Below are 25,880 nucleotides of genomic sequence, written 5' to 3'. Positions count from 1 at the left end.
TCCCCGTGGTGAATTTTTCGCCATCCGGAAGCTGTCAAACCGTAAGGAGACATCATGCGTCATTACGAAATCGTGTTCATGGTCCACCCGGATCAGAGCGAGCAAGTGCCGGCTATGGTCGAGCGTTATACCGGCATCGTCACCGAAAACGGTGGCACCGTGCATCGTCTCGAGGATTGGGGCCGTCGTCACCTGGCTTACCCGATCAACAAGATCCACAAGGCCCACTACGTACTGATGAACATCGAATGCCGCGGCGAGACTCTCGAAGAAATCGAGAACATCTTCCGCTTCAACGATGCCATCATCCGTAGCCTGGTCGTGCGCTGCAAGGAAGCCGTCACCGAAGCTTCTCCGATGATGAAGCAGGCTGACGACAAGCGTCCGCGTCGTGAAGACCGCCCCGAGCGTCCGCGTTCCGAGCGCTCCGAAACCGCCGAAGCCAGCTAACTCGCACACCCAGGAGGATAATCCATGGCACGCTTTTTCCGTCGCCGCAAGTTCTGCCGCTTCACCGCCGAAGGCGTGAAGTATATCGATTACAAGGATATCGATACCCTCAAGGCGTACATCACCGAGACCGGCAAGATCGTCCCGAGCCGCATCACTGGCACACGAGCGCGCTACCAGCGCCAGCTCGCCACTGCCATCAAGCGCGCTCGCTATCTGGCGTTGCTGCCCTACACCGACAGCCACCAGTAAGTCGTATCGCGTGATGCTGCCTCTGGCTCGCTGGGTGATGCGCGGCACACCGCAGGCTGCGGGTGCCGCTGCCCTTGCCGCCGTGATTCCCTGGCTGTTCTGGTTCAGCGCCGCAGTGGCCGCTCTGGTGACCCTACGGCGCGGCCTGGGGCCGGCTATGCCGGTGGTCGTCGCCGCTGCACTTCCCTCCGGCTGGTGGTGGGTGCAGGGCGACACGATTCCGCTGGCCAGCCTGCTGCTGGTAACGCTGATGGCGACCGTGCTGCGTTCGCGCATGCGCTGGAGCGAGACACTGATCGTCGGCGCCCTGGTCGGGGCAGTGATGGTTCAGTTGGGCATCTTCCTGCCTCCCGGTGGGGCGGGGCCGTTACTCGATCAGTTGCGCCAGTCGTCGCCCGAGATCGAGCGCATGCTCGCCGATCTCACCGAACAGGGCGTGGCGACCGAGCGACTGGCCACCCTGCTGATCGGCGGGGTAACCGGATTGATCGTCATGCTGGCCTCGGTGGCCTGTCTGGCGCTGGCGCGTAGCTGGCAGGCCGGATTGTACAATCCCGGCGGCTTCCGGACCGAGTTTCATGCCCTGCGTCTATCGGGTCGGGAACTCATCGCTCTGGTCGTGCTGGTCGTACTGGGCATGGTCTTTGCGCTACCTGCGCTGACCATGCTTGCCTGGGTTCCGCTGCTAGTGAGTGGCGTTGCGCTGATACACGGGTTGATTGGTCTCAAGGGGATGAACGGGCTGTGGTTGGCGGCATTCTATGTGTTGCTGTTGACCACCTGGCCCATGATTCTGATTGTGCTGCTGCTGGGTTTCATCGATACCTTTGCGGATTTCCGCGGCCGATTGGCCCGCAGCCAATGACAAGAGGTTAACGAGATGGAAGTCATTCTGCTCGACAATATCGGCAAGCTGGGTGGTCTGGGTGACAAGGTCACCGTCAAGCCCGGTTATGGCCGTAACTACCTGGTTCCCTACGGCCTGGCCGTGCCGGCAACCAAAGAAAACGTGGAAGCCTTCGAAGCGCAGCGCGCCGAGCTCGAAGCTCAGGCCAACGAGCGCAAGAGCGAAGCCGAAGCCCGTGCCGAACAGCTCAACGACATCGAACTGTCGTTGGTGGCCAAGGCCGGCGACGAAGGCAAGCTGTTCGGCTCCATCGGTCCGCGTGACCTGGCCGACGCCCTTGCCCAGGCCGGCATCGACGTGGCCAAAAGCGAAGTTCGCATGCCCGAAGGGCCGATCCGCGCAACTGGCGAATACGATATCCAACTGCGCTTGCATGCGGAAGTCGACGCTACCATCCGTATCGTGGTCGTGGCCGAATAAGCCGCACATTGCGATACCCAACGCGGCAGCTTCGGCTGCCGCGTTTTTTTATGGCCGAATAACCGTGTGTTCCGGAGTGTATCCCGGCTACGGTCGCACGAGGCGATAGGATAGAATGACGCAACCGTTTCCACGCTCCCTGCAGGCTATTTCATCCCGGCGGAACATCCCATGAGTGACACTCTGGAACTCGATCAGGAAACTGCGGCACTGAAGGTGCCGCCGCATTCATTGGAGGCCGAGCAATCCGTGCTGGGCGGTCTGATGCTCGACAATGATGCCTGGGATACGGTCTCCGAGCGGCTGGTGGCGGATGATTTCTACCGTTACGAGCATCGTCTGGCCTTCAATGCCATGACCCAGCTGGCAGAGGCGGGACATCCTCTCGACGTGGTGACGCTATCCGAGGCGCTGGAGTCGCGTGATCAGCTCGAGACCGTGGGTGGGTTGGCCTACCTGGCGGAGTTGGCCCGCAACACACCGTCGGCCGGAAACATTCGTGCCTACGCCGATATCGTTCGTGAGCGGGCCACGTTGCGTAAGCTGATTCAGGCCGCCAACCAGATCGCCGAAGGGGCTTTCAGCCCTCAGGGACGGCCGGCCGACGAGCTGGTCAACGAAGCCGAGCGGCTGGTCTTTCAGATCAGCGAGTCGCGGCCCAAGTCAGGCGGCCCCATCGGTATGAGCCAGCTGCTCTCCAGAGCCGTCGATCGTATCGACGAACTGTTCAACATGCAGGGCCAGATGACCGGTCTGTCGTCGGGTTTTCGCGATCTCGACGACATGACTTCAGGCTTGCAGCCGTCCGATCTGGTGATCATTGCCGGGCGCCCCTCCATGGGCAAGACCACCTTCGCCATGAATCTGGTCGAGCATGCCGTGATTTCCAGCGACAAGCCGGTCGTGGTGTTCTCCATGGAGATGCCGGCCGAGGCCCTGATGCTGCGTATGCTGTCGTCACTGGGGCGTATCGATCAGACGCGCGTTCGTACCGGGCAACTCGAGGACGAGGATTGGCCGCGCCTGACCTCGGCAGTCAACCTGCTCAAGGACAAGCAACTGTTCATCGACGATACGGCGGCACTGTCGCCCAACGAGATGCGTTCACGCATCCGGCGTATCGTCCGCGAACATGACAACATCGGTCTGATCATGATCGACTATTTGCAGTTGATGCAGATTCCCGGCTTTTCTGAGAACCGCACCGGCGAGATCTCGGAAATATCGCGCTCGCTGAAAGGGTTGGCCAAGGAGTTCGGTTGTCCGGTGATTGCGCTATCGCAGCTCAACCGCTCGCTGGAACAGCGCCCCAACAAGCGGCCGGTGATGTCGGACCTGCGCGAGTCGGGCGCTATCGAGCAGGACGCCGATTTGATTGCCTTCGTCTACCGCGACGAGGTCTATAATCCTGACAATCCCGACAACAAGGGACTGGCCGAACTGATCATCGGTAAGCAGCGTAACGGGCCGATCGGTACCGTGCACATGGCCTTCATCGGCAAGTACACGCGCTTCGAGGATCTCGCACCGGATAGTTACGGTCAGCATTTCGGCGAGTGATTCACTTGAGACTGTTATGGGGCGCCGTATAATGCCGCCCCTCCGATAGGCATGATTACGAAAGGAGGCAGCATGGCGGGCGGTTTTCGTGGCAAGCGCAAGCGTACTCCCAAACTCGAGGCGCGTGGCACGCTGGAGAGCATGGATCGCGAGGGGCCGTTCAAGGAGTGGCTGGGTATGCCGGATCTGTATCGCTATAGCCTGGTGGTCGACGGCGAGACCTACAGCTACCAGACCGAGGATGCCGAGTTGCCGGTGGCGGTCGGTGACCGCGTGGTGTTCCGCTACAAGGAAACCAAGGCCGGTAAGTGGGTGGATCGCAATTCACTGGGCGTGGCCATCGATCCCTCCAGTTATCAGCGTGACTGAGTGCCTGTCATCAGACTGACATCATGACGGGGCATAACGTGTGGTATGACGATCCTGACCAGCCACACTCCCTCTTTCTCCCTCGCCGAGGTGATCGACGCTGAGCGCATCGAGGTTCACTTTCAGCCCATCGTCTCGCCGCGCGCCGGGCGGGTCATTGCCTACGAGGCGCTGGCGCGGGGTCCGGTAGGAACACCCTATGTCCAGCCGTTGACGATGTTCGACGAGGCGCGGGTCTCGGGCAGGCTGGCCTCGCTCGAGCAGGCATGCCGCCGACGAGCGATTACCGGGTGGGCCGCTCAAGGGTTGGAAGATCGGCTGTTTCTCAATGTCACGCCCGAAGTCCTGCTGGATCCGGCACACCGCAGCGGCATGACCCGGGAACTCCTCGAGCGCAGCGGGCTGGCCCCCCATCGTCTGGTCATCGAACTGACCGAACAGTCGCCGGGTATCGACCCCGAGTTGATGGCCGAGGCCGTGCGCCATTACCAGTCGATGGGATTCGCCATCGCGCTCGACGATCTGGGTGACGGTTATGCCAGCCTGCGCTTGTGGTCGCATCTTTCCCCGGAATTCGTCAAGCTCGACCGCCACTTCGTGCAGGGCATCGATAGCGACCGTACCAAGCGTCGCTTCGTCCGCTCGTTCATCGAGATTTCCCACGGCCTGGGCAGCCAGGTCATTGCCGAGGGCGTCGAACGGGTCGAGGAGCTGGATGTACTGCTCGAGCTGGGGGTCGATTTCTGTCAGGGCTGGCTGTTCGGCCACCCCACGCCTCGTCCCGGGCAAGAGCGTGCTGCTCTCGACGCTCGGCTCGTCGAACTGCAACGGCGCAATCGACGTCAACTGGCGGACAGCGCATTACATAAGCTGATACAGCCGCAGCCGGTATTGACGCCCGATATGACCGTAGCCCGGGCGGCAGAGCGCTTCGGCGAGCTACCCCAGGTCAATGCCCTGGCCGTGGTCGATGGCGAATGCCGAGTCATCGGCACCTTGTCGCGTCGTCAACTGATGGGGCTGGTAGGTAAGCGCTATGGCTTCGACCTGCATGGCAAGCAGCCAGTCAGCCGTGTGATGAATCCCTTCGCGCTGACCGTCGAAGTGGATGAGCCACTGGAACAAGTATCACGCAAGGTGACGGCGCGCGAGCACGGAGTCAGCGACGAAGACTTTTCCATTACAAAGCATGGCTTTTATCAGGGCATGGGGCAGGTCATGCATCTGCTACAGTTAATTACAGAGCGGCAGGTGCAACTGGCTCGCCAGGCCAACCCGTTGACGCAACTGCCCGGTAACTTGCCGATTCGGGCCGCTCTGGAGCGCAGTTGTCAGACGTCGTTGCCGTTCGTGGCTTGCCTGTTCGATCTGGACAATTTCAAGCCATTCAACGATCGCTTCGGCTATGCGCTTGGCGACAGTTTGCTACTGGCGCTGGCCGAAACGCTGCAGGCCGACTGTGAACAAGGCGATTTTCTCGGCCATCTCGGCGGTGACGATTTCGTCCTGCTGCTGGGGCGGGTGACGGATGTGCAGCGGCGGTTAGCGCGCTTGCAGGCCAGGTTCGCCGAGGCGTGCCGGGGCAAATTGCCGCGCCAGACCGTCGATGAGGGCGGTTTCCAGGCCATGGACCGATTCGGTACGCGGCGCTTTTTTCCGCTGGTCAGGGTGTCCGTGGTGGCACTGACGGTCACCCAGCCATTGTCTATCGAGACGATTAGCGATATCTGGGGGCAATGGAAGTCCGTGGCCAAGCGCAGTGCCAACGGGCGGGCCGTAGTGACAGGACGCCGAACTCAATAGACCGAAAACGGTCATAGAGGCGACGTCGAATGGACATGACGTTGTCATCGGGCAAGGGCCAGGCTGGGCCCAGCCAATCATTCCAATAGTTTTCCCAGGAGGGGAGCATGAATTTCAAAGAACTCAAAGCATTTGCCGAACATAACGACAACTATGAAATCCGCATCATCAGCCACGCCGGCAGCAATTTCTATCAGATCGAACTGGAAGACGTGGAAGGCGAGCGCCATTTATTGATGCGTCAGGGCAAACCGGTGCTGTTTCGTTCCCTGGACGATGCCTACCTGGAGCTCAAGCGGGCCGGTATTCATCGGGCGTATCTCGTGCAGTTCGTGGCCTATGACGAAATGATCGGTCATGAGGCCAACCAGTATCACGAGCCGCTCACGTCACGCATGCCGCTGGTCTTCTGATCCGCTGTTTTCACTCATTACGGCCAATCCATCGGCCGATGCGATTGCGCCGCTTCGCCACTGCCAGATACAGCCTGTCGAGCATCACGCCGAGCCCCGGCAGGCTGGATAGCTTCACCCTTCCCCGATAGCCCAATACGACATAGAGCGCACGCGTCGAATCCATGCCGGCGTACCAACGCCCTTCGCCGTCGAGAGCGTACAGTCGCCCCATCAGTTCATCGCAGCTTCGGCCCCATAGGGTGGGATCGAAGCCTGGTGCGCGAATATCGATGAAGTGCACGCGATCATGTCCTTTCTGACGCTTGACCCAGGCGACCTGACGACGGCAGAGAGGACAGCCGCCATCGTAGAAAAGCGTGATCGGTGCGCGGGCATCGAGGGGCGAAGTCAACGCTCCGGTACGTTGCGGCGTCTGGCCGGAATGAGACATGAATGGTTTGAACATGGGCTTTCCAAAATTTGTACAAATCTTGTCGATAGCATAACTTCATTCCCGATCCGCGAGCCGTACTTGGTAAACTGGCCGCTCATGAAAGCGTAGCAAGGAGATGAGCGATGAAGACTGCCCGATTCGGTGTATTGCTGGCTAACCTAGGTACTCCGGATGCACCGACACCCGAGGCAGTGCGCCGTTATCTTGCCGAGTTTCTGTGGGACGAGCGGGTCGTCGACGCGCCGCGACCGCTATGGTGGCTAATCCTGAACGGCTTCATCCTTCGCACGCGGCCTGCCCGAGTGGCCAAAGGCTACGAGTCCATCTGGACGCAAGAGGGCTCGCCGTTGCTGGTCTTTGGCCGTTTGCAGCAGCAGGCGCTCAAAGCCAGCCTGGCCGAGCGACTGGGAGAGGACATTCCCGTCGAGTTGGCCATGACCTATGGTGAGCCGAGCATGGAGACCGCGGGGAAGGCGCTTCGCGATGCCGGTGTCGATCGCATCCTGGTCCTGCCGCTGTATCCTCAGTTTTCAAAATCGACCACTGCCGCCGTGTTCGATCGCCTAGCCAAGGCGCTCAAGCCGTGTCCGCACCTGCCAGAGTTGCGTCTGGTCCGCGATTATCACGATCATCCGGGCTATATCGAGGCACTGGCCAACAGCGTACGTGATCATTGGGCTCGCCACGGCGGCGAACGCGGAAGACTGTTGATGTCCTACCATGGCATCCCTCAACGCTACGCCGACAATGGAGATCCTTATCCCCGTCACTGCGAAACCACCAGCCGGCTGGTTGCCGAGGCGTTGGGGTTGAGCGACGACGAATGGCAGATGAGTTACCAGTCCCGATTCGGTCGCGAGGAGTGGCTGAAACCCTATACGGACGAAACGCTCAAGTCATGGGGCAGCCAGGGCGTCGAGCACGTCGATATCATGAGTCCGGCCTTCGCAGCGGATTGCCTGGAGACGCTCGAAGAACTGGAAGTGGAGAATCGCGACAACTTCGTGAACGCAGGGGGCAAGGTATATCGCTATATCCCTGCGCTCAACGACCGCGACGATCATATTACGTTGCTCGCCACCCTGGTCGAGACGCATACCCAGGGATGGTAGACGAGAGTAGGGCAGGGCCTAGCCGTGCCCCTTGTCCGGGTGCGGTACCGGCTTCTCGCCCACTTCCTCTCTACGCAACTCGTGGGGACTGCCGCTGGTTTTCTTGACGTATTTCAACTGCTGATGCAGGCCGGTCTTGGCCAGCAGGTGGGCGCTGACTGGGGCAGTAATGAACAGGAACAAGGTGATCAACATTTCCTGTATGTCGGGCTTACCCTCGGTCACCCAGAAATAGAGCATCGATGCGGCCAAGGTGCAGCCGATGCCTAGCGTGGTCGCCTTGGTCGGGCCGTGCAGGCGCATGTAAAAGTCACGCAGGTGTGCCATGCCCAAGGAGCCGATAAAGGCGAAAATGCCCCCGGCCACCAAAAAGAAGGCGATAACTCCTTCGAGTATTACATAGAGTGTCATTTCACCCCCTTATTCGATGATATCGCCGCGTAGCAAGTACTTGCAGACCGCTACGGTGCTGATGAAACCAAGCATGGCGATCAGCAGTGCCGCTTCGAAGTAAGTCTTGGTATTCAGCCATAATCCCAGTAGAACGATCAGCGCGATGGAGTTGACGTACATGGTATCCAGGGCCAGCAACCTGTCGGGCAGAGAGGGACCTATCGCCAGCCGGTAGACATTCATGAGCAGGGCCATGACTACCAGGGCCAGGCTGATCCATAGTGCGGTATCTAGCATTCGTAAATCTCCTTGAGCGGACGCTCGTATCGCTCACGAATCTCCTCGATCAAGGCCTCTTCGTCCTCTACGTTCAGGGCATGGATCAGCAAGGTCTTGCCATCCATGCGCAGGTTGGCCGATACCGTGCCAGGCGTCAGGCTGATCGTGTTGGCCAGCAGAGTAATGGTGAAGCGCTCCTCGAGCATCAAGGGATACTCGACGAAAGCAGGTTTCAGACGTCGCCAGGGGTTAACGATCAGCCAGGCCACTTCGAGGTTGGCAACGATAATATCGGCCAACACTCGCAGTACGAAACGAAGCAGTAACCAGGGCTTCTTGACGCTGGGCTGTACGTCCCAGAAGCGCCGGGTCACCAGCGGAATGATGATGCTCAGGAAACCGCCCAGCAGAATGTGTCCGATGGCCATGCTGCGTACCAGCAATAGCCAGACGATCAATAACAGGATCGACAGCAGCGGAGTACGTAGCCAGGAGCGGGATTGGATCATTGGTCACCTCCGAGGGAGGAGTCAGGTAGCAGAGCTTGAATATGCTGCTGTGGGTTAGCCAACTGCTCGGCTGTCGCCTGGGTGTAATTGCTGATCGGTCCCGCGAGCGCGACCAGCAGCGGCGAGGCACTCAGCAGCCAGACAACCCCGAACCAGTGACGCCGGGTCAGGGAAGCGTCGCTGGGCTCGCCGTCGCTGCTACGCCAGAACAGGGTCGAGCCGGCCCGGGACAGGGCGATCAGGGAGCACAGTCCCGTTCCTAGCAGGAGTGGCCATAGCCAGGGCTGTTGAGCCGGCGAAGCAGATTGCATCAACAGGACCTTGCCAATGGCACCCGAGAGCGGGGGCAGGCCGGCCACGGTAATGGCGCCCACGAAGAAGAGCCCGGCAAGCAGGGCGCCATGTTGCAGGGGACGCCCCTTGACCAGGCGCGTGCCAGCCTTGCCGCGCTGCAATCCGATCATCTCTGCGAGCAGGAACAGACCGCCGGTTACCAATGTGGTGTGAATCAGGTAGTAGAGCAGGGCGCTGACTGCCTGAGGCGTGCGTATGCCAAGCCCTGCCAGTAGTGTACCGACCGAGACCAGCAGCAGGTAAGCGATCATCAGGCGCAGATCGCGGGCTGCCAGCACTCCGATGCCCGACACGAACAGCGTGGCTAGTGACAGCCACCACAGCCAAGGCTGATCGAGCGCGGCAAGCGAGCCGGCATGATCCCCAAATACCAGTTGGTATACCCTCAGGATTGCATAGACGCCTACCTTGGTCATGATGGCGAACAGCGCCGCGACCGGCGCCGGCGCCGTCGAATAGGCGCGAGGCAGCCAGAAATAGAGGGGCAGGACAGCGGCCTTGAGGCCGAACACCACTAGTAGCAGGAGGCCGCCGGCGCTGACCAGGCCCGCTCGCTCGGGGTCGAGTTCGCTCAAGCGTAGCGCCATGTCTGCCATGTTGAGCGTGCCGGTGGAGCCGTACAGCACACCAAGCGCAATCAGAAACAGGGCAGACCCCGCCAGATTGAGTACGACGTAATGCAGCCCGGCCTGGATGCGTGCCTTGCCACCTCCGTGCATCAACAGGGCATAGGAGGCCAGCAGCAGGACTTCGAAGAACACGAACAGGTTGAAGAGATCGCCAGTGAGGAATGCACCGTTGATACCCATGAGCTGTAACTGGAACAGGCCATGAAAGTTACTGCCTTGCTCGTCGTCCCCAGCACTGGCGAATACGATACAGCCGAGTGCCAGCACCGAGGTCAGCAGCACCATGAGTGCTGACAGCCGGTCGAGAACCATGACAATGCCGAACGGGGGCTGCCAATCGCCCAAGGCGTAATAGGTGACTTCGCCACTGGTGGCTTCATGCACTAGGGCGATGCTCACCAGCGCCAGAAGGGTGGTGGCCGTAATGCTAATGATCCGCTTGCCGCGCGTACTGCCGCCTCTGCTACGTAGCAGGATGATGCCTGCCAGCAGCGGCACCACGATGGGCAGGATAGTCAGATGCTGGGTCACCCGCGATCCCCCCGTGATTCCTCGAGCTTGCGTCCATCGACATGATCGCTGCCCAGATCACCGCGGGCACGCATGGCGAGAATGACTGAAAAGGCAGTCATGGCGAAGCCGATCACGATGGCCGTCAGCACCAATGCCTGAGGCAGAGGATCGGCATATTCTTCGCCACCGTTGACGATGACGGCACCATCGGTAGTCAGCCCGCCCATGGAGAACAGGAACAGGTTCACTGCATAAGAAAGCAGCGTCAGGCCGGCTACGACAGGGAAGGTGCGACCGCGCAGGGTCAGAAACAGACCGCAGGCGCTAAGCACGCCAGTCGTGATGGCATACAAGGTTTCCATCAACTTTTCTCCTTGCTGGGCTGTTGCGGCTCCTTGCTGGGCCGGTGCGGTGTGGTCAGCTTGCCCAGGTTGGCAAGAATCATCAGGGTCGCCCCGACGACAGCCAGATAGACGCCCAGGTCGAAGAGCATGGCGGTGGCGAGTTCGAAGTCACCGACCAGGGGTAGATGAAAGTGGCCGAAGGCTGAGGTAAGGAAAGGCCGATCGAATACCCAGCTACCAAGACCGGTGAGTGTCGCGACCGCAACGCCACCGATAGCCACGGGCTGATAAGGGAAGTCGAGACGCGACTGAGTCCATTCAACGCCGCGAGCCATATAGATGAGGATCAAGGCCACGGCAGTGACCAGACCGGCAATGAAACCGCCACCGGGTTGGTTGTGGCCACGCAGGAAAATGAAGGCCGATACCAGCAGGGCCAGGGGCAGGAGTGTCTGAGATACACTGGTCAGGATCATGGGATAGCGATCCGGCGACCATAGACGCCCCTCATTGTCACTGTGCGGCATGTACAGACGTAGCCGATTGAGCAGCTTGAATATACCTAGGCCGGCTATTGCCAGCACAGTGATCTCGCCCAGCGTATCGAAGCCGCGGAAGTCGACCAGAATCACATTGACGACGTTATGACCGCCGCCGCCGGGCACGCTGTTTTCGATAAAGAAGTTGGCAATGCTATCGATGTCGCGTGTCAGGACCGCATAGTTAAGACTGGCGACTACCATGCCCAATGCGGCAGCCAGTGCCACGTCGCGAATGGTTCGCCGGGCCGAGGACTCGCGCGGTGTCCTCTGAGGCAGGAAGAATAACGCCAGCATCAGCAGGATCATGGTCACCACTTCCACCGAAAGCTGGGTCAGCGCCAGGTCGGGTGCAGAGAAACGCGCGAAGGTCAGCGATACCATCAGGCCCACCACCGACAGCATCAGTAGCGAAATGAGACGGTAGCGATGGGTGACTGCAGTGCCGATGCCGCTGAAGATCAGCATCGCGGCGCCCCATAACACTATGCCATCCATGGGTTGGGTGGGCTTGGTGCCGGCAAGTGTCGGCAACTGAACAAGGCCCAGTGTCGCCAGTATGAGTGCCGCGCCCAACAAGAAGCTCATGTAGCGTTGCAATGAGCCGTTCTCCAGGCGTTGGGTCACGACCTCGGTGCCAGCAACCAGACGCTGGATGGAGGCCTCGAATATCAGGCGGGCATCCATCGGAGAGAACTGCTTGACGAAGCGATTGATTGGCTGATGCAGCAGGTAGATGGCGATGCCGACAATGATGGCGATAATACTCATCAGCAACGGTAGGTTGATGCCATGCCAGATCGCCAGATGGAAGGCAAGCGGCTCTTCCAGCAGCGCTCCAGTGGCCAAGGTCAATATGCCGGTAGCCAAGGCGGCGGGAAACAATCCGACAGCGATACACAGTACGACCAGTATTTCCACCGGCAGGCGCATCAGGTGCGGGGGCTCATGAGGGTGCTTGGGAGGCTCCACCCTGGCGGGCTTGAAGAAGACTGCATGCACCAGACGCAGCGAGTAGGCTACCGACAGGATGCCGCCGAGCGTGGCCAGGGTCGGTATCATCCAGCTTAGCCCGCCCAGCAATGGGGCAACCAGCGACTCGGTGAAGAACATTTCCTTGGAGAGGAAGCCGTTGAGAAACGGCACGCCGGCCATGGCGGCCGATGCAATGGTGGTCAACAGCGCAGTCACCGGCATGGCACGGCGAAGGTTGCCCAACTTTCCAACTTCACGAGTGCCGGTTTCATGGTCGATGATCCCTGCGCTCATGAACAACGCCGCCTTGAAGGTGGCATGATTGAGAATATGAAATAGCGCTGCAAGGATCGCCATGGGACTACCGATGCCCAGCAGCACCGTAATCAGCCCTAGATGGCTGACCGTGGAGAAAGCCAATATTCCCTTGAGGTCGGTCTTGAACAGTGCGAACCACGCGCCATACAACATCGTGGCCAGACCGGTCAGTGTAACGATCACCATCCATAGTTCGCTGCCGCCCAAGGCGGGGTGCAGGCGTGCCATTAAAAAAATGCCGGCCTTGACCATGGTGGCCGAATGCAGATAAGCAGAGACCGGGGTCGGGGCGGCCATGGCGTGCGGTAGCCAGAACTGAAAAGGGAATTGCGCCGACTTGGTGAATGCGCCCAGCAACACAAGGATCAGAATGATCGGATAACGCTCATCGGCAAGAATGAGATCTTTGCTGGCCAGTACCTCGCCGATATTGAAGCTGCCGACCACATCGCCCAGCAGAAGCAGGCCCGCCAGTAGAGCCAACCCACCTGCGCCGGTCACTGTCATGGCCATGCGGGCCCCTTTACGGGCATCGCTGCGGTATGACCAGAAGCCGATCAGCAGGAAGGATGACAGGCTCGTCAGTTCCCAGAACAACCATAGCAGGATCAGGTTGTCGGCCATGACGATGCCCAGCATGGCCGTCATGAACAGCATCAGGTAGGCATAGAAGCGACCGGTGGCTTCCTGTGCCGACAGGTAAAAACAGGCGTAAAGAATGATCAGCAGGCCAATGCCAAGGATAAGTATGGCAAACAGCAGCGACAGGCCATCCATGCGAAAGGCCAGATCGAGCCCCATACTCGGTATCCAGGCGAGGCTGATACGGGGAACCACGTCCTCAAGTAGCGCCGGTATCTGGCCCAAGGTCAGTATCAGGGCAATGACCGGCGGAATCGCCGTAGCCAGCGTACAGAGATAGCGCCCGTATCGCTCGGTGAGTATGGGAACCAGCACACCCAGCAAGGTCAGCAGGGGAATCCACAACAAGGTCATCGGTACGCGTTTCCTAGTGTTGGACAGTCGCCGCAAGGCGGCAGTCGTACGCTGCGGACAGCGCCGAAGCTTGATGATTTATCTTACATGACACTCCAGCATTGCTCAGCCTGCCTGAGACGGTGATCGTGGTCACGTTCACATACGAGAGCGAGCGAATGCCAGCAAGGTCGCTAAGCACAGCGCAGGATGATGCCCCCTTCAAAGAAGGGTATACGCTCCTGTCGATGCCCGCTTTCGACGACCAACATGGCATGGAAAAGCCAGTTGTCGTTATTCGAGCGAGCCCAATTCTGCGTTGCGCCTGTCCGACTGGCAACTTTTTGTCGAGGACGCCTCAGTGAGGCAAGCTCATTTCCGGTGCCGAAGTGGACTTGCAAGCGGCTTCAGCGAGACCTTATGTTGTATTGAATCATGCGATTCGCGGCCTGCTACTGCTGCCGGCTGGCCTTCGCCAGGTTGCAAGTTGCCATTAATTAACTAATTTTTAGTTTTACACGCTTGAACGTATGGCCTGGACAGGCAATTCGGTAGAGGAATTGCTTTGCTGCCTGACTGCAACATTACTGAGTGCGACGTGTGCGAGATGCGTCTTGCTGCGTATCAAGGCCTGCTCTGACAAGGAGAGACCCGAACCATGCAAATCGCCGTACTCACCGGCTTCGTGCTGGCGGCCCTGGCTCCTCTGCTGCATCGCTTGTTCGGTGAGCGCACCGGGCTCGTGCTCGCGCTATATCCGGCCGCTGTCGTGGTATGGCTAGTCCAGTTCTTGCCTGCCGTGATGGAAGGGGAGACGTTCCTGTTCACTCAAGCCTGGGCACCGGGCTTGGGCTTGAGCCTGAGCTTCATGCTCGATGGGCTGTCAATGCTGTTTGCGCTGATGATCAGCGGTATCGGTACGCTGATCATGATCTATGCCAGCGGTTACCTTCATGGTCACCCGGAGCAGGCACGCTTCTATGTGCTGATACTCACCTTCATGTCCTCGATGCTCGGGCTCGTACTGGCAGATAGCCTGATCACGTTGTACATCTTCTGGGAACTGACCAGCATCACGTCCTATCTGCTGATCGGCTTCGACCACAATGATGCCGATGCACGTAAATCGGCACTTCAGGGACTATTGGTCACATTCAGCGGTGGCCTGGCATTGATGAGCGGCCTGATCATGCTCAACATTGCCGGTGGCAGCTGGTCATTGCAGGAATTGCTGACCGATGGCGAGGCGTTGCGCGAGCATGCGCTCTTCGTTCCCATGTTGCTGTGTCTGCTGGGCGGGGCCTTCACCAAGTCGGCTCAGATCCCCTTTCATTTCTGGCTGCCCAATGCCATGGCGGCGCCAACGCCAGTCTCCGCCTATCTGCACTCGGCGACCATGGTCAAGGCCGGCATCTATCTCATGGCCCGGCTACATCCAGCATTGGGCGAGACCTTTCTGTGGACGGCCATTCTTTCTATCGCCGGAGCGTCGACCATGTTCCTTGGCATGGTCATGGCAATTCGCTTCACGGCCATCAAGAAAGTGCTCGCTTATTCTACGATCATGGCCCTCGGAATGCTGACCATGCTGTTGGGCATCGGTACCAAAGAAGCGATTATTGCCTGCATGACTTTCATGCTGGCGCACTCGTTGTATAAGGGGGCGCTGTTCATGGTCGCAGGCATACTCGATCATGAAACCGGTACCAAGGACATTGCCGAGATGGGGGGGTTGCGGCGCGTCATGCCTGTCACCGCCGCTTGTGCTGGTGTCGCGGCCTTGTCCTTGGGTGGGGTGATCCCATTGCTGGGTTTCATCGGTAAGGAGGAAATGTTCAAGGCGGTGCTGCATGCACCTGACTTCAAGAACTTCATGCTCGTCCTTAGCCTGGGGACGTCCATCCTGGTCGTTGCCGTGGCTGCCATCGTGGCATTGCGGCCGTTCTTTGGTGAATTGAAACCTACCCCGGAGACGCCTCACGAAGCGCCTCTCAGTATGCTGGGTGGCCCGCTGGTTCTGGCAAGTTTGTCCCTGCTGCTGGGGCTGATGCCTTCATTAGCCGGGCAGGGGGTGCTGGAAGCGGCGGTCAGTGCCGTAATGGGGGAGTCGGTTTCTCTCCACCTTGCGCTTTGGCACGGTATCAATGCGCCTTTGCTGATGTCGGCAGCAAGCCTGATCATTGGGCTTGCCATCTACTGGGGCTGGGATCGCGTACGTGCCGCACTGGGGCGTCTGGAACCGCTGTTCTCGCATGGCCCCGAGTGGGCCTACGGTAGGCTCATGGATGGCCTTGTGTGGCTCGCCGAAACCCAGACTCGTCTATTGCAGAACGGCTACATTCGCAGCTATCTGGTCATGACGCTGCTCACCTTCATCGGTCTGACCGGATATACCCTACTGTTCCGCTACTCGCCGGACTTCTCGTTCGATATCGATGTCGCGTTACATGAAGCTGGCATCGTCCTGCTCATGTGCGCCGGTGCCGTCAGCGCCTGCATTACCCGGTCACGGCTTGCGGCAGTAGTCGCGGCAGGCGTCATGGGCTTTTGCATATCGCTTATCTTCATTCTTTTCAGCGCTCCCGATCTGGGCATCACCCAACTGTTGGTCGAAACGCTTACGGCCATATTGATGATTCTCGTGCTGTTCCGCCTGCCACGATTTTCTCGGTTATCTACATCCTTCGAACGGGCCAGGGACTTCGTGGTTGCCGTGGCTACCGGCGGATTGATCACATTGCTGCTGCTGATGGCCACCAATGTCAGCCTGTTCCCCAGCATTTCCGGTTACATGATCGAGAACAGCCAACCACTGGGACAGGGGCTGAATATCGTCAACGTCATTCTGGTGGATATCCGTGCACTGGATACGATGGGCGAAATCTTCGTGCTGGCGCTGGCAGCCATCGGCGCATTCGCCATGCTGAAGCTGCGACCCAAGGAGCTGCAAGATGGTTAAGCCCGGTACTCTGATACTCAATGTCGCGGCAGGGTTATTGATGCCGCTTCAATTGATGTTTGCACTGTTTCTGCTGTTGCGCGGCCATGATGAACCTGGGGGCGGGTTCATTGCTGGGCTGGTTGGAGCCGGTGCCTTTGCGCTCTATCAGTTTGCCCATGGCCCGGCCGCGACCCGGCGCCTGCTGCATGTGGATACACGCGATCTGATCGGCTGGGGACTGTTCTTGGCCATCCTGTCGGCACTGCCTGGCTGGGCGCTTGGCGAGCCTTTTTTGACTGCCCAGTTCTGGAAGGTACCAGTGATCGACGTCAAGGTCTCGACGCCACTGGTCTTCGATATCGGCGTTTTCCTGGTGGTACTCGGTTCGGTGTTGACCGCTGTCATTACCCTCACGGAGCTTGACCAGGCCGAAGCAGAGAGAAAGGAACGGCGCGAAGAGGGGAGAGATAAAACATGGAACCGTTGATGGCTATTGCGATTGGTATAGCTTATGCCACGGCAATCTACATGATGCTGCGCCGCTCGATCGTCAAGCTGGTGATCGGCATCCTATTGATCTCCAATGCAGCCAACCTATTGGTGTTTACAGCTGCAGGGCTCAAGCGTGGCGCGCCCCCCTTGATCCCTGAAGGGGCAAGCGCTCCTATCGGCGACGTAGCGGATCCTTTGCCGCAGGCCTTGGTGCTGACCGCTATCGTCATTGCCTTTGGGGTGCTGACATTCTCGGTCGTGCTGATTCGACGCGCCTACTTGATCGTCAAGGCCGATGATCTGGACCAGATGAAGGATACCGACACGTGAGCTATGAAGTTGCCCTGCCGATCCTGGTCCCGCTGTTTGCCGGTGCGCTATCGCTGTTGTGCTGGCGCTCCCGGTGGATGCAGCGCGTCATTGCCGTGGCCGGCACGGGGGCACTGCTTGCCATCAGCATCTGGCTGCTGATGACAGTCAACCGCGAAGGCTACGTGATCATGCAGATGGGCGACTGGAAGGCGCCTTTCGGCATATCGCTGGTTGCCGACCTGCTGGGCGCGATCATGGTAGTGCTGACCGGTATCATCGGCTTCGCCGTGGCGCTCTATTCGCTGGCCGTGACCGGTAGAGGCCATGAGAATTTCGGTTACTATCCCTTGATGCACTTGCTGCTGGCCGGGGTGGCGGGGGCCTTCCTGACCGGCGATATCTTCAATCTCTATGTCTGGTTCGAGGTCATGCTGCTGGCCTCCTTCGCGCTGTTGACCTTGGGTGGCGAACGCGCCCAGATGGAAGGAGCCATCAAGTACGTCACTTTGAACTTGCTGTCATCGGTGATTTTCCTGACTGCAGTTGGCCTGCTTTATGGCATGGTGGGTACGCTCAACATGGCCGATATCGCCTACAAGCTGTCGCTGGTCGAAGAGACCGCAATGATCGATGTGCTGGCGATGATGTTCATGGTCTCGTTCGGCATCAAGGCGGGTGCCTTTCCGCTGTTTTTCTGGCTTCCGGCCTCTTACCACACCCCACCGGTGGCAGTCTCGGCGTTATTTGCCGGCCTGCTGACCAAAGTCGGCGTCTACGCGCTGTTCCGGGTATTCACGTTGATCTTCAACCAGTCGCCGGGCTACACCCATGAAATCCTGCTCTGGGGAGCGGGGCTGACAATGCTCTCCGGGGTGCTGGGGGCGGCGGCACATTTCGAATTCCGGCGCATCCTGTCGTTTCATATCGTCAGTCAGATCGGTTACATGATCATGGGGCTGGCGCTGTTTACGCCTCTGGCCGTGGCTGGCGGGGTTTTCTACATACTTCACCACATCATCGTGAAGACGAACCTGTTCCTGGTGAGCGGGATCGTCAATCGCCTCAAGGGTACGTACGATCTGAAGAAGCTCGGAGGAGTCTACAAGGAGCACCCCTGGTTATCGTTCCTGTTCTTGATTCCTGCGCTGTCGCTGGCCGGGGTCCCGCCATTGTCGGGATTCCTGGCTAAGCTGGTCATCATCAGGGCGAGTATCGAGGCGGAGCGCTACGGTATTACCTTCGTGGCGCTGCTGGTCGGCCTGCTGACGCTCTATTCGATGACCAAGATATGGGCGGAAGTGTTCTGGAAGGCGCCTCCGGAGCTGGGCGAAGGAGAAAAGGCGCCCAAGGTTCCGCCGCTGGCGAGACATCAGCGATGGTTGTTGATGCTGCCGGCGACAGGGTTGGCGGCATGTACCGTGCTGATCGGCATATATGGACAACTGATCTACGACCTGTCTGTCGCGTCTGCAGCGCAGCTCTTGGATCCTCAGGCCTACATCCAGGCAGTGTTGGGAGTGCAACCATGAACGGAGCCATCCTGAACCTGCTGTTGGCGCTGTCTTGGGTGGTGCTGACAGGAGACTTTGACGGACTCAATCTGCTGGCAGGATTGATATTCGGGTATCTGGTTCTGGCTTTGATCGAGCCCCAGGTGCCAATGATCAAGGGGTATGCCCGGAGATTGCCCCACTTACTGATGTTTGTCGGCTTTTTCCTGGCGGAGTTGTTCAAGGCCAACCTGCGAGTTGCCTTCGACATCGTCACTCCACCTTGGCATATGCGCCCCGGAGTCATCGCCGTGCCGCTCGAGGCCAAGACGGATATCGAAATCGCCCTCGTGGCCAACCTGATTTCACTCACTCCGGGGACGCTGAGCCTGGATGTATCCGACGATAAGCGCATGCTCTACATCCATGCGATGTTCCTCGACGATGAAGAGGCCTTGCGCGAGGGGCTTCGTGAAATGGAACTCCGCGCTCTCGCCATGCTGAGAAACTGACCCCGCGAAAATGGAGACAGGTTATGCAGACCGTGATCAATTTGACGCTGGGGCTGATGACATTGGCCTTGCTGCTGTGTTTCGTACGTCTCGTGCGTGGCCCCAGCCTGCCGGATCGGGTGGTGGCACTCGAGTTGTTCTCGGTCATCATCATCGGAATCATCGGCGTGCACACGATAAATACCGACGTAAAGCCCTTTCTGGATGTGGCGATCGTAGTGGCTCTGATGTCTTTTCTCGCCACCGTGGGCTTTGCCCGCTTTCTTGAGCGAGGGGGGCAGCGCAATGATTGATATCCTGGTGAGCATCCTCCTGTTGGGAGGTGCTTCCTTCATGTTGGTGGCAGCCTTGGGCATCGTCCGTCTACCGGATCTGCTGACCCGAATGCACGCCTCGACCAAGGGCGCCACGCTGGGAGTCATGCTTATCATGGCCGGCGTCAGTTTCCACTTCGCCGAAGAGGTCGTCGTGGCCCGAGCGCTGGCGATCGTCTTTTTCGTTATGTTGACAGCGCCCGTAGCCGCCCATGTGCTGGGGCGTGCCGGCTATTTCGTTGGGGTCAAGTTCTGGGAGGAAACGGTCAAGGATGAGTTGCGTCCCAATTATAATCCACTCAGCCATCGTCTACACAGCCGTCTGTCTCCTCAGGGTGCCGAAGACGTGGATCATGAAAGGCGTGAACAGCGGAACGAACAAAGCTCGCCAGAGAGCGGCTCTTCCTCATGAGTGAAATCATGCGGATTACGAAATCAGGGCATGCTGCGAAGGTGCAAATTTAGCTTTCATTCCTTCGAAAAACTTCAGCGGAAGAATCACAACCTTTAACGGCAGGCTTACTGCTGATACATTGTGTTTCGTAACGTAATTTCAGGTTGCAAGGATGCACACCTTATGACTGCTGAAGAAATGCAGCGCATCCGGCTGCCCCTATGGTTGGGGCTGGCTGGATTGAGTCCATTTATCGTCTGCGTGGTCAGCGCCTATCTGTTGCCCATGCGTTGGCAAGCCCTGGCTGTCGAAGCATTCGTCGTCTATGGCGCCATCGTGTTGTCGTTCCTGGGGGGGGTCCATTGGGGCGTGGCGATCAGCCTGGATCGCTGCGGTACGCGCGACTTCAATGCCAGGCTGATGGTGAGCATCGCGCCAGGCTTGTTCGCATGGCCAGCACTCATGCTCGACTATATCGAGGCGGCGGCGATACTCATGATCGGTTTCTGGCTGTTGCGTCTCTACGAGTGCCAGCAGGACAGCGCCGAACGGTTGCCGGGTTGGTACCAGGGGCTGCGCAAGTTGCTCAATACCGTTGTCGTACTCTGTCACCTAGCCATCATTGCACGTCTGACCTTGTTGGGCTGATAGAAGTACGAGGAAAGGGCTAGGCGAAACTGCCTGCTTGGTCCAAGATGGCGCAGTTTCTGCACTCATGAGTTGTCACGTTATGCGTCGTCACGCCTGTCTCGTTTCTTCCCTGCTTGCTGCCACCCTGTTAGCGAGTGGCTGTCAGTCGACAGCCATTGCCACTGACGGCACATCTCACAGTTCGGCGTCCGCCACAGCCGATGTCTCGGCAGGCAATGCCCCTCAGGCAACGCCATCGGTCGCGGTACGTCAGGACTTTTCCGCCTGGGTGCGCGATTTCCGTCAGGCAGCCCGCCAACAGGGGATCGAAGAGGCTACGTTGATGGCTGCCTTCGACCCGGTTCGCTATCAGCCGCGGATCATCGAGCTCGACCGCTCGCAGCCCGAATTCACTCGGCAGGTCTGGGATTATCTCGATACCGCCGTCTCTCCGGCCCGGGTGTCGCAGGGGCAGGCGCGCCTCGCCGAACACCGCCAAGTCATCGAAGCGGCCAGTGAGCATTATGGCGTGCCGGCTGAAGTGCTCGTGGCGATCTGGGGCATCGAGAGCAATTACGGCAGCAACTTCGGCAGTTTTTCGACTATCGATGCGTTGGCGACACTGGGCTATGACGGGCGTCGGCCCGAGTTCGCCCGCAGCGAGCTAATGTCGGCGCTGCGTATCCTGCAGCGCGGCGACATCGATCGCGAGCACATGCGCGGCTCCTGGGCCGGGGCCATGGGACACACGCAATTTCTGCCGTCGAGTTTCGAGGCCTACGCACGCGATGCCGATGGAGACGGACGCCGCGATATCTGGGGCAGCATTGCCGATGTCATGGCATCGACCGCCAACTATCTCGCGCAGGCCGGCTGGCGTCCCGCAGAGCCCTGGGGCGTAGAAGTGCAACTGCCTCAGGCGTTCGACTATTCCCAGACCGAGCTGGACACCCAGCGCCCCAGCCAGGAATGGGCCGCGCAGGGGGTGCGTCCGGTTCGCGGCGACAACCTGCCGACGTTGGCCTCGGCATCGGTGATTGCACCGGCCGGGGCACAAGGACCGGCATTTCTCGTCGGTGACAATTTCCGCACGATCATGCGCTACAACGCCTCGACCAGCTATGCGCTGGCGGTCGCGCTGCTTTCCGAACGCCTGGCGGGACATCCTGGGCTGGCAGCGGAATGGCCGCGGGAGGAGCCGGCGTTGTCCCGCTCGCAGGTCAAGCAGCTGCAGGAGTCGCTTAATGAGCGAGGCTTCGATGTCGGAACGCCGGATGGCGTCATCGGGCCGAATACGCGGCGTGGCCTGCGTGAATATCAGCGATCGCTGGGCATGATTCCGGATGGCTTCGCGACACTCAGCCTGCTTGAGCGCCTGCAGGATAACTGACGCCAGCAGCCCGCGAGTAAACTCGGCTATGCTGTAGGAGCGAAAGGCATCGCCGAGACTTCACGGATATGAAGAAGCGCTACACGTGGCCGTTCATCGTTCTGGCTGCCATTGTCGTTGGACTGGTCGCACTGCGTGTAGCGCTGCCTGGGATGGTGCGCGACTACCTCAATGGTCAACTCGCCGATATGGGGGAGTATCAAGGCCACGTCGAGGAAGTCGAAATCCACTTGTGGCGTGGTGCCTATGCCATCAATGGCCTTGAGATTAGCAAGGCCAGTGGTAGCGTTCCGGTGCCGTTTGTACGGGTGGACACCCTTGATCTGGCCGTGAGTTGGCGCGCGCTCTGGAAAGGGGCTATCGTCGCCGAGGCAGAGATTTTTCGGCCTGAGTTGAACTTCGTCGATGCCAGCCAGGAAGAGAGCGGCCAAACCGGTGAAGGGGCCCAGTGGCAGCAGACACTTCAGGCGATGGTGCCGATCGAGATCAATCGGGTAGATATCATCGATGGCCGCATCCATTTCCGTAACTTCACCTCCCAGCCGCCGGTAGATCTGGAAATCTCCGAGCTTAATGCCAGCGTAACCAATCTAAGCAATGCCGACCGCCGCGAAGGGGCTCAGGTCGCCGAAATCGATGCTGAGGGGCTGGTGTTGAATCAGGCCCCGGCAGAGTTCCAGGCTAGCCTTGATCCGCTGGGCGAATTCCAGAACTTCGACATGCAACTGCGCATTACCGATATCGATCTGACTCGGCTCAATGATCTGACCGAAGCGTATGGTCGCTTTGATTTTCAGTCGGGATCGGGGGATTTCGTCATGGAACTCGAGGCAAACGAAGGACAGCTTCAAGGCTATGCCAAGCCCTTGCTCGATAACGTCGAGATTCTCGATCTGCAGGAGGATGCTGAAAAGGGCGTGCTGAGTGCAGCCTGGGAAGCGCTGGTGGCGGGGGCGGGACAGCTGTTTCGCAATCAGCCCGAGAACCGCATTGCGTCGCAGATCGATATTCAGGGTAACCTGGACCAACAGGATATCAGCGCCTGGCAGGCATTCGTCTCTATCTTGCGCAATGCGTTTGTCGATGCCTACGAGGCCAACTTCGAGCGTGAATAATGCCCCTTGTCCTTATTGGAAGTGTCCTCTGTCCACCTCAGAACAGTCGAGCCAGTAACGCCGTTACGGCCGTTTCGACACGCAGTATACGTTCGCCGAGATGGATGCCTTCGCAGCCTGTCTCGAGCAGGCGCTCCACTTCGTAGGGAATGAAGCCGCCTTCCGGCCCGACCAGCAGTAAACTTGGCGTGTCGATGCCGCGCGGGCAAGGCATCGTCATGCCCGGGTGTGCCAGCAAGCCGCGTCGTTCCTCCAGCAAGCCGGGCAAGATATCCTCGATGAAAGGACGGAAGCGGGGCGCCAGGGTCACCTTGGGCAGCCGAGTGTCGCGGGCCTGTTCGAGACCCAGGATGAGATGCTCGCGGATGCGCTCCGGCGCCAGTTCCGGCGACTGCCAGTAGCTCTTCTCGACACGGCGCGTATGCAACAGCGTGATATGCTTGACCCCTAGTGCCGTGACATGTTCCAGAGTGCGCGCCAGCATGCGCGGGCGAGGCAGGGCCAGGACCAGATGCACCGGCAGGGGAGCCGGCGGTGCCTGATCGAGATGCTCGATGGCGAAGCAGGCTTCATCCTTCGACAGATGCAGGAGACGCCCGCGGCCCAGGTTGCCGTCCTCGACGCCCAGGGTCAGTGCGTCGCCCGGCGCGGCCCGATGCACCTCGTGCATGTGACGCAGCCGGCGCGGGTCGTGCACTCGTGCGTGACCGTCGGTCGCGATATCGGCGGGGTCGAGCAGAATCAGGTTCATGGTGTCTCCCTACATGCAGGCGGGCATTCTACCCGACGAAGACCACAGAGTGTTTGCAAGCCGGGTAGTGCAATGCACAATGCAGACATGCCGAATATAATCGAAGAGGAGCCGCGCCGTGCGCGTGATTCGCAAGTATGCCAACCGTCGACTCTACGATACGCAGCAGAGCCGCTATGTCACGCTCGAGGATCTGCGTCGCCTGATTCTCGATGAGGAGCCGTTCCGGGTCGAGGACGCCAAGAGCGGCGAGGATCTGACGCGCACCATTCTGCTGTCTATCATCATCGAGCAGGAGCAGGCCGACGGCGATGCCGAGGTCTTTTCCAACGACTTGCTTCAACAGTTGATTCGCGTTTATGCCATGTCGCAGCCGCTGCCGTTGGCGCGCTACCTGGAGCAGGGCACGCGCCTGATGCTGGAGCAGCAGAAGCATCTGCAGGACCAGTGGCAGCAGGCCATGCGCCATACGCCCATGGAACTGATGCGCGAGATGGCCGAGGAGAACATGCGCTTCTGGCAGCAGGCCATGACGCGCTCGCCCTTCGACAGGAAGGATGACGACGACGAGTCCCGCTAGCGCTGAAGGGCCGGCTGTCGGGAAGGCGGGGCGGGGCGCTTTCTGACATAATGCCGCTTTCTGGAATTCCACTACCAGCAAGGTTCTGTAGATGAAGGTTCTCATCATCGGCGGCGGTGGCCGCGAGCACGCATTGGCCTGGAAGGCGGCACAGTCACCCTACGTCGAGTCGGTCTTCGTGGCGCCCGGTAACGCCGGGACCGCCCGCGAGTCCAAGCTGACCAATGTGGACATTGCCGCCGACGATCTGGCCGGCCTGGAAACCTTTGCCCGCGACAACGCGGTCGAGCTGACCATCGTCGGTCCCGAAGCGCCATTGGTGGCCGGCGTGGTCGACCGGTTTCGTGCCACGGGATTGAAGATCTTCGGGCCGACCCAGGCCGCCGCTCAGTTGGAAGGCTCCAAGTCCTTCACCAAGGATTTTCTGGCGCGCCATGCCATTCCCAGCGCCGACTATGCGACCTTCACCGACGTCGATGCGGCGTTGACCTATCTGGCCGAAAAGGGTGCGCCGATCGTCATCAAGGCCGACGGTCTGGCGGCCGGCAAGGGTGTGATCGTCGCCATGACCCAGGCCGAGGCTGAGGCCGCCGTGCGCGACATGCTCGAGGCCAACGCCTTCGGCGATGCCGGGGCTCGCGTGGTCATCGAGGAATTCCTCGAGGGCGAGGAGGCCAGCTTTATCGTCATGGTCGACGGTGAGCATGTTCTGCCGATGGCCACCAGCCAGGATCACAAGCGTGTCGGTGAAGGCGATACCGGGCCCAACACGGGAGGCATGGGCGCCTATTCGCCAGCGCCGGTGGTCACCGATGCAGTCTATAGACGCATCATCGACGAGGTCATCCAGCCCACCGTGCGCGGTATGGCCGAGGAAGGCCATGCTTACACCGGTTTTTTGTATGCGGGGCTGATGATCGGCGCCGACGGTGCACCCAAGGTGATCGAGTACAACTGTCGCTTCGGCGATCCCGAGACGCAGCCTATTCTGCTGCGTCTGAAGTCCGACCTGGTCAGGCTGTGCCTGGCCGGCGCCGAAGGAACCCTGAACCGGGAGCGCTGCGAGTGGGATTCGCGCCCCGCCGTGGGCGTGGTCATGGCCGCCGGCGGCTATCCCGGCAGCTACCGCAAGGGCGACGTCATCGAAGGCCTGGACGCTGCCGAAGCGGCAGGCTGCAAGGTCTTCCATGCCGGTACGGCGGAAGACGACCAAGGTCGGGTCGTCACCAGCGGTGGGCGCGTGCTATGTGTAACCGCTTTGGGCGAGCGTGTGTCAAGCGCTCGCGACCGAGCTTACGAAGGTGTGGAGGCGGTCCGCTGGGAAGATGCCCTCTACCGGCGCGATATTGCCTACCGCGCCATTGCCCGCGAAGGTTGAACGCCGGCATTGGGCGCTTTGCGCAGGGAGT

General features: G+C 59.7%; 29 protein-coding genes. 21 read left to right on the top strand and 8 right to left on the bottom strand.

Features of this window, described 5'->3' with window-relative positions:
* Nucleotides 1-54 precede the first annotated feature (54 nt).
* The 8 genes from rpsF (at nt 55) to MHM84_RS12830 (ending at nt 6,174) form a co-directional block, all read left to right on the top strand.
* Nucleotides 55-450: a 30S ribosomal protein S6 gene (gene rpsF, locus MHM84_RS12865; RefSeq protein WP_239266762.1), complete on the top strand. Its 396-nt coding sequence runs from the start codon at nt 55-57 to the stop codon at nt 448-450.
* A 24-nt stretch (nt 451-474) separates the two neighbouring features.
* Nucleotides 475-702: a 30S ribosomal protein S18 gene (gene rpsR, locus MHM84_RS12860; RefSeq protein ID WP_019016909.1), complete on the top strand. Its 228-nt coding sequence runs from the start codon at nt 475-477 to the stop codon at nt 700-702.
* Between the two features lie 13 nt (nt 703-715).
* Nucleotides 716-1,567, top strand: coding sequence for a hypothetical protein (locus MHM84_RS12855; protein WP_239266905.1), 852 nt, complete (start codon nt 716-718; stop codon nt 1,565-1,567).
* A 15-nt stretch (nt 1,568-1,582) separates the two neighbouring features.
* Nucleotides 1,583-2,029: a 50S ribosomal protein L9 gene (gene rplI / locus MHM84_RS12850; protein WP_239266761.1), complete on the top strand. Its 447-nt coding sequence runs from the start codon at nt 1,583-1,585 to the stop codon at nt 2,027-2,029.
* A 171-nt stretch (nt 2,030-2,200) separates the two neighbouring features.
* Entirely contained in the window at nt 2,201-3,589 is a 1,389-nt protein-coding gene (gene dnaB / locus MHM84_RS12845) for a replicative DNA helicase (RefSeq protein ID WP_239266760.1), read from the top strand.
* 72 nt (nt 3,590-3,661) lie between these two features.
* Nucleotides 3,662-3,958 carry a hypothetical protein gene (locus MHM84_RS12840; protein WP_239266759.1) on the top strand — a complete coding sequence of 99 codons (297 nt, stop codon included), beginning with the start codon at nt 3,662-3,664 and terminating at the stop codon, nt 3,956-3,958.
* Between the two features lie 45 nt (nt 3,959-4,003).
* Nucleotides 4,004-5,761, top strand: coding sequence for a bifunctional diguanylate cyclase/phosphodiesterase (locus MHM84_RS12835; RefSeq protein ID WP_239266758.1), 1,758 nt, complete (start codon nt 4,004-4,006; stop codon nt 5,759-5,761).
* Between the two features lie 107 nt (nt 5,762-5,868).
* Entirely contained in the window at nt 5,869-6,174 is a 306-nt protein-coding gene (locus tag MHM84_RS12830; protein ID WP_239266757.1) for a DUF6482 family protein, read from the top strand.
* Nucleotides 6,175-6,184: 10 nt separating this feature from the next.
* Here the strand turns inward: MHM84_RS12830 and MHM84_RS12825 are convergent, their stop codons facing one another.
* The gene (locus tag MHM84_RS12825; protein WP_239266756.1) at nt 6,185-6,622 is read right to left on the bottom strand and encodes a DUF393 domain-containing protein; all 438 of its coding nucleotides are present in this window, start codon (nt 6,620-6,622) and stop codon (nt 6,185-6,187) included.
* 110 nt (nt 6,623-6,732) lie between these two features.
* Here MHM84_RS12825 and hemH point away from each other — a divergent pair, with 110 nt between their 5' ends.
* Nucleotides 6,733-7,722, top strand: a complete 990-nt coding sequence (hemH, locus tag MHM84_RS12820) for a ferrochelatase (RefSeq protein WP_239266755.1) — start codon at nt 6,733-6,735, stop codon at nt 7,720-7,722.
* A gap of 18 nt (nt 7,723-7,740) precedes the next feature.
* Here the strand turns inward: hemH and MHM84_RS12815 are convergent, their stop codons facing one another.
* The 6 genes from MHM84_RS12815 to MHM84_RS12790 are packed head-to-tail and all read right to left on the bottom strand — an operon-like array spanning nt 7,741 to nt 13,571.
* On the bottom strand, nt 7,741-8,133 hold the full coding sequence (locus tag MHM84_RS12815) for a Na+/H+ antiporter subunit G (protein WP_239266754.1): 393 nt from the start codon (nt 8,131-8,133) through the stop codon (nt 7,741-7,743).
* Nucleotides 8,134-8,142: 9 nt separating this feature from the next.
* Nucleotides 8,143-8,412, bottom strand: coding sequence for a K+/H+ antiporter subunit F (locus MHM84_RS12810; protein WP_239266753.1), 270 nt, complete (start codon nt 8,410-8,412; stop codon nt 8,143-8,145).
* Nucleotides 8,406-8,903: a Na+/H+ antiporter subunit E gene (locus MHM84_RS12805; RefSeq protein WP_239266752.1), complete on the bottom strand. Its 498-nt coding sequence runs from the start codon at nt 8,901-8,903 to the stop codon at nt 8,406-8,408. The genes MHM84_RS12810 and MHM84_RS12805 overlap by 7 nt, the downstream gene beginning before the upstream one ends.
* Nucleotides 8,900-10,417, bottom strand: a complete 1,518-nt coding sequence (locus tag MHM84_RS12800; protein WP_239266750.1) for a monovalent cation/H+ antiporter subunit D — start codon at nt 10,415-10,417, stop codon at nt 8,900-8,902. The genes MHM84_RS12805 and MHM84_RS12800 overlap by 4 nt, the downstream gene beginning before the upstream one ends.
* Nucleotides 10,414-10,761 carry a Na+/H+ antiporter subunit C gene (locus MHM84_RS12795; RefSeq protein WP_239266748.1) on the bottom strand — a complete coding sequence of 116 codons (348 nt, stop codon included), beginning with the start codon at nt 10,759-10,761 and terminating at the stop codon, nt 10,414-10,416. Before MHM84_RS12795 ends, MHM84_RS12800 begins: the two co-directional genes overlap by 4 nt.
* Entirely contained in the window at nt 10,761-13,571 is a 2,811-nt protein-coding gene (locus tag MHM84_RS12790) for a monovalent cation/H+ antiporter subunit A (RefSeq protein WP_239266746.1), read from the bottom strand. The genes MHM84_RS12795 and MHM84_RS12790 overlap by 1 nt, the downstream gene beginning before the upstream one ends.
* A gap of 637 nt (nt 13,572-14,208) precedes the next feature.
* Here MHM84_RS12790 and MHM84_RS12785 point away from each other — a divergent pair.
* The 10 genes from MHM84_RS12785 to MHM84_RS12740 all read left to right on the top strand — a co-directional run bounded on the left by MHM84_RS12785 (nt 14,209) and on the right by MHM84_RS12740 (nt 23,140).
* Complete coding sequence (locus MHM84_RS12785; RefSeq protein WP_239266744.1) at nt 14,209-16,509, top strand: putative monovalent cation/H+ antiporter subunit A; 2,301 nt, start codon at nt 14,209-14,211, stop codon at nt 16,507-16,509.
* Nucleotides 16,502-16,978, top strand: a complete 477-nt coding sequence (locus MHM84_RS12780; protein ID WP_239266742.1) for a Na+/H+ antiporter subunit B — start codon at nt 16,502-16,504, stop codon at nt 16,976-16,978. The genes MHM84_RS12785 and MHM84_RS12780 overlap by 8 nt, the downstream gene beginning before the upstream one ends.
* Nucleotides 16,966-17,313 (top strand): Na+/H+ antiporter subunit C, encoded by a 348-nt coding sequence (locus tag MHM84_RS12775; protein ID WP_239266740.1) that lies wholly within the window; start codon nt 16,966-16,968, stop codon nt 17,311-17,313. The genes MHM84_RS12780 and MHM84_RS12775 overlap by 13 nt, the downstream gene beginning before the upstream one ends.
* Nucleotides 17,310-18,824, top strand: a complete 1,515-nt coding sequence (locus MHM84_RS12770) for a Na+/H+ antiporter subunit D (protein ID WP_239266738.1) — start codon at nt 17,310-17,312, stop codon at nt 18,822-18,824. The genes MHM84_RS12775 and MHM84_RS12770 overlap by 4 nt, the downstream gene beginning before the upstream one ends.
* Complete coding sequence (locus MHM84_RS12765; protein ID WP_239266736.1) at nt 18,821-19,297, top strand: Na+/H+ antiporter subunit E; 477 nt, start codon at nt 18,821-18,823, stop codon at nt 19,295-19,297. The genes MHM84_RS12770 and MHM84_RS12765 overlap by 4 nt, the downstream gene beginning before the upstream one ends.
* A 23-nt stretch (nt 19,298-19,320) precedes the next feature.
* Complete coding sequence (locus MHM84_RS12760; protein WP_239266734.1) at nt 19,321-19,590, top strand: monovalent cation/H+ antiporter complex subunit F; 270 nt, start codon at nt 19,321-19,323, stop codon at nt 19,588-19,590.
* The gene (gene mnhG / locus MHM84_RS12755; protein WP_239266732.1) at nt 19,583-20,023 is read left to right on the top strand and encodes a monovalent cation/H(+) antiporter subunit G; all 441 of its coding nucleotides are present in this window, start codon (nt 19,583-19,585) and stop codon (nt 20,021-20,023) included. The genes MHM84_RS12760 and mnhG overlap by 8 nt, the downstream gene beginning before the upstream one ends.
* A gap of 165 nt (nt 20,024-20,188) precedes the next feature.
* A complete protein-coding gene (locus tag MHM84_RS12750; protein WP_239266730.1) occupies nt 20,189-20,653 on the top strand; it encodes a DUF3429 domain-containing protein in 465 nt (154 codons plus the stop codon).
* 82 nt (nt 20,654-20,735) lie between these two features.
* On the top strand, nt 20,736-22,025 hold the full coding sequence (locus MHM84_RS12745) for a lytic murein transglycosylase (protein ID WP_239266728.1): 1,290 nt from the start codon (nt 20,736-20,738) through the stop codon (nt 22,023-22,025).
* A gap of 68 nt (nt 22,026-22,093) precedes the next feature.
* Nucleotides 22,094-23,140, top strand: a complete 1,047-nt coding sequence (locus MHM84_RS12740) for a DUF748 domain-containing protein (RefSeq protein ID WP_239266726.1) — start codon at nt 22,094-22,096, stop codon at nt 23,138-23,140.
* Between the two features lie 37 nt (nt 23,141-23,177).
* On the opposite strand, the gene MHM84_RS12735 is transcribed toward MHM84_RS12740, so the two are convergent.
* Nucleotides 23,178-23,891, bottom strand: coding sequence for a 16S rRNA (uracil(1498)-N(3))-methyltransferase (locus MHM84_RS12735; RefSeq protein ID WP_239266724.1), 714 nt, complete (start codon nt 23,889-23,891; stop codon nt 23,178-23,180).
* A 118-nt stretch (nt 23,892-24,009) separates the two neighbouring features.
* On the opposite strand from MHM84_RS12735, the gene phaR reads away from it, so the two are divergent.
* Nucleotides 24,010-24,471, top strand: coding sequence for a polyhydroxyalkanoate synthesis repressor PhaR (phaR, locus tag MHM84_RS12730; RefSeq protein ID WP_239266722.1), 462 nt, complete (start codon nt 24,010-24,012; stop codon nt 24,469-24,471).
* A 91-nt stretch (nt 24,472-24,562) separates the two neighbouring features.
* Nucleotides 24,563-25,849: a phosphoribosylamine--glycine ligase gene (purD, locus tag MHM84_RS12725; RefSeq protein WP_239266720.1), complete on the top strand. Its 1,287-nt coding sequence runs from the start codon at nt 24,563-24,565 to the stop codon at nt 25,847-25,849.
* Nucleotides 25,850-25,880: the final 31 nt, after the last annotated feature.

Origin of the sequence: Halomonas sp. McH1-25, assembly GCF_022348165.1 — a bacterium.
In the GTDB taxonomy this organism is placed as follows: Bacteria; Pseudomonadota; Gammaproteobacteria; order Pseudomonadales; family Halomonadaceae; genus Modicisalibacter.
The sequence above is the reverse complement of the archived record's forward strand: the minus strand, read 5'-3'. Positions and strand labels throughout refer to the sequence as shown.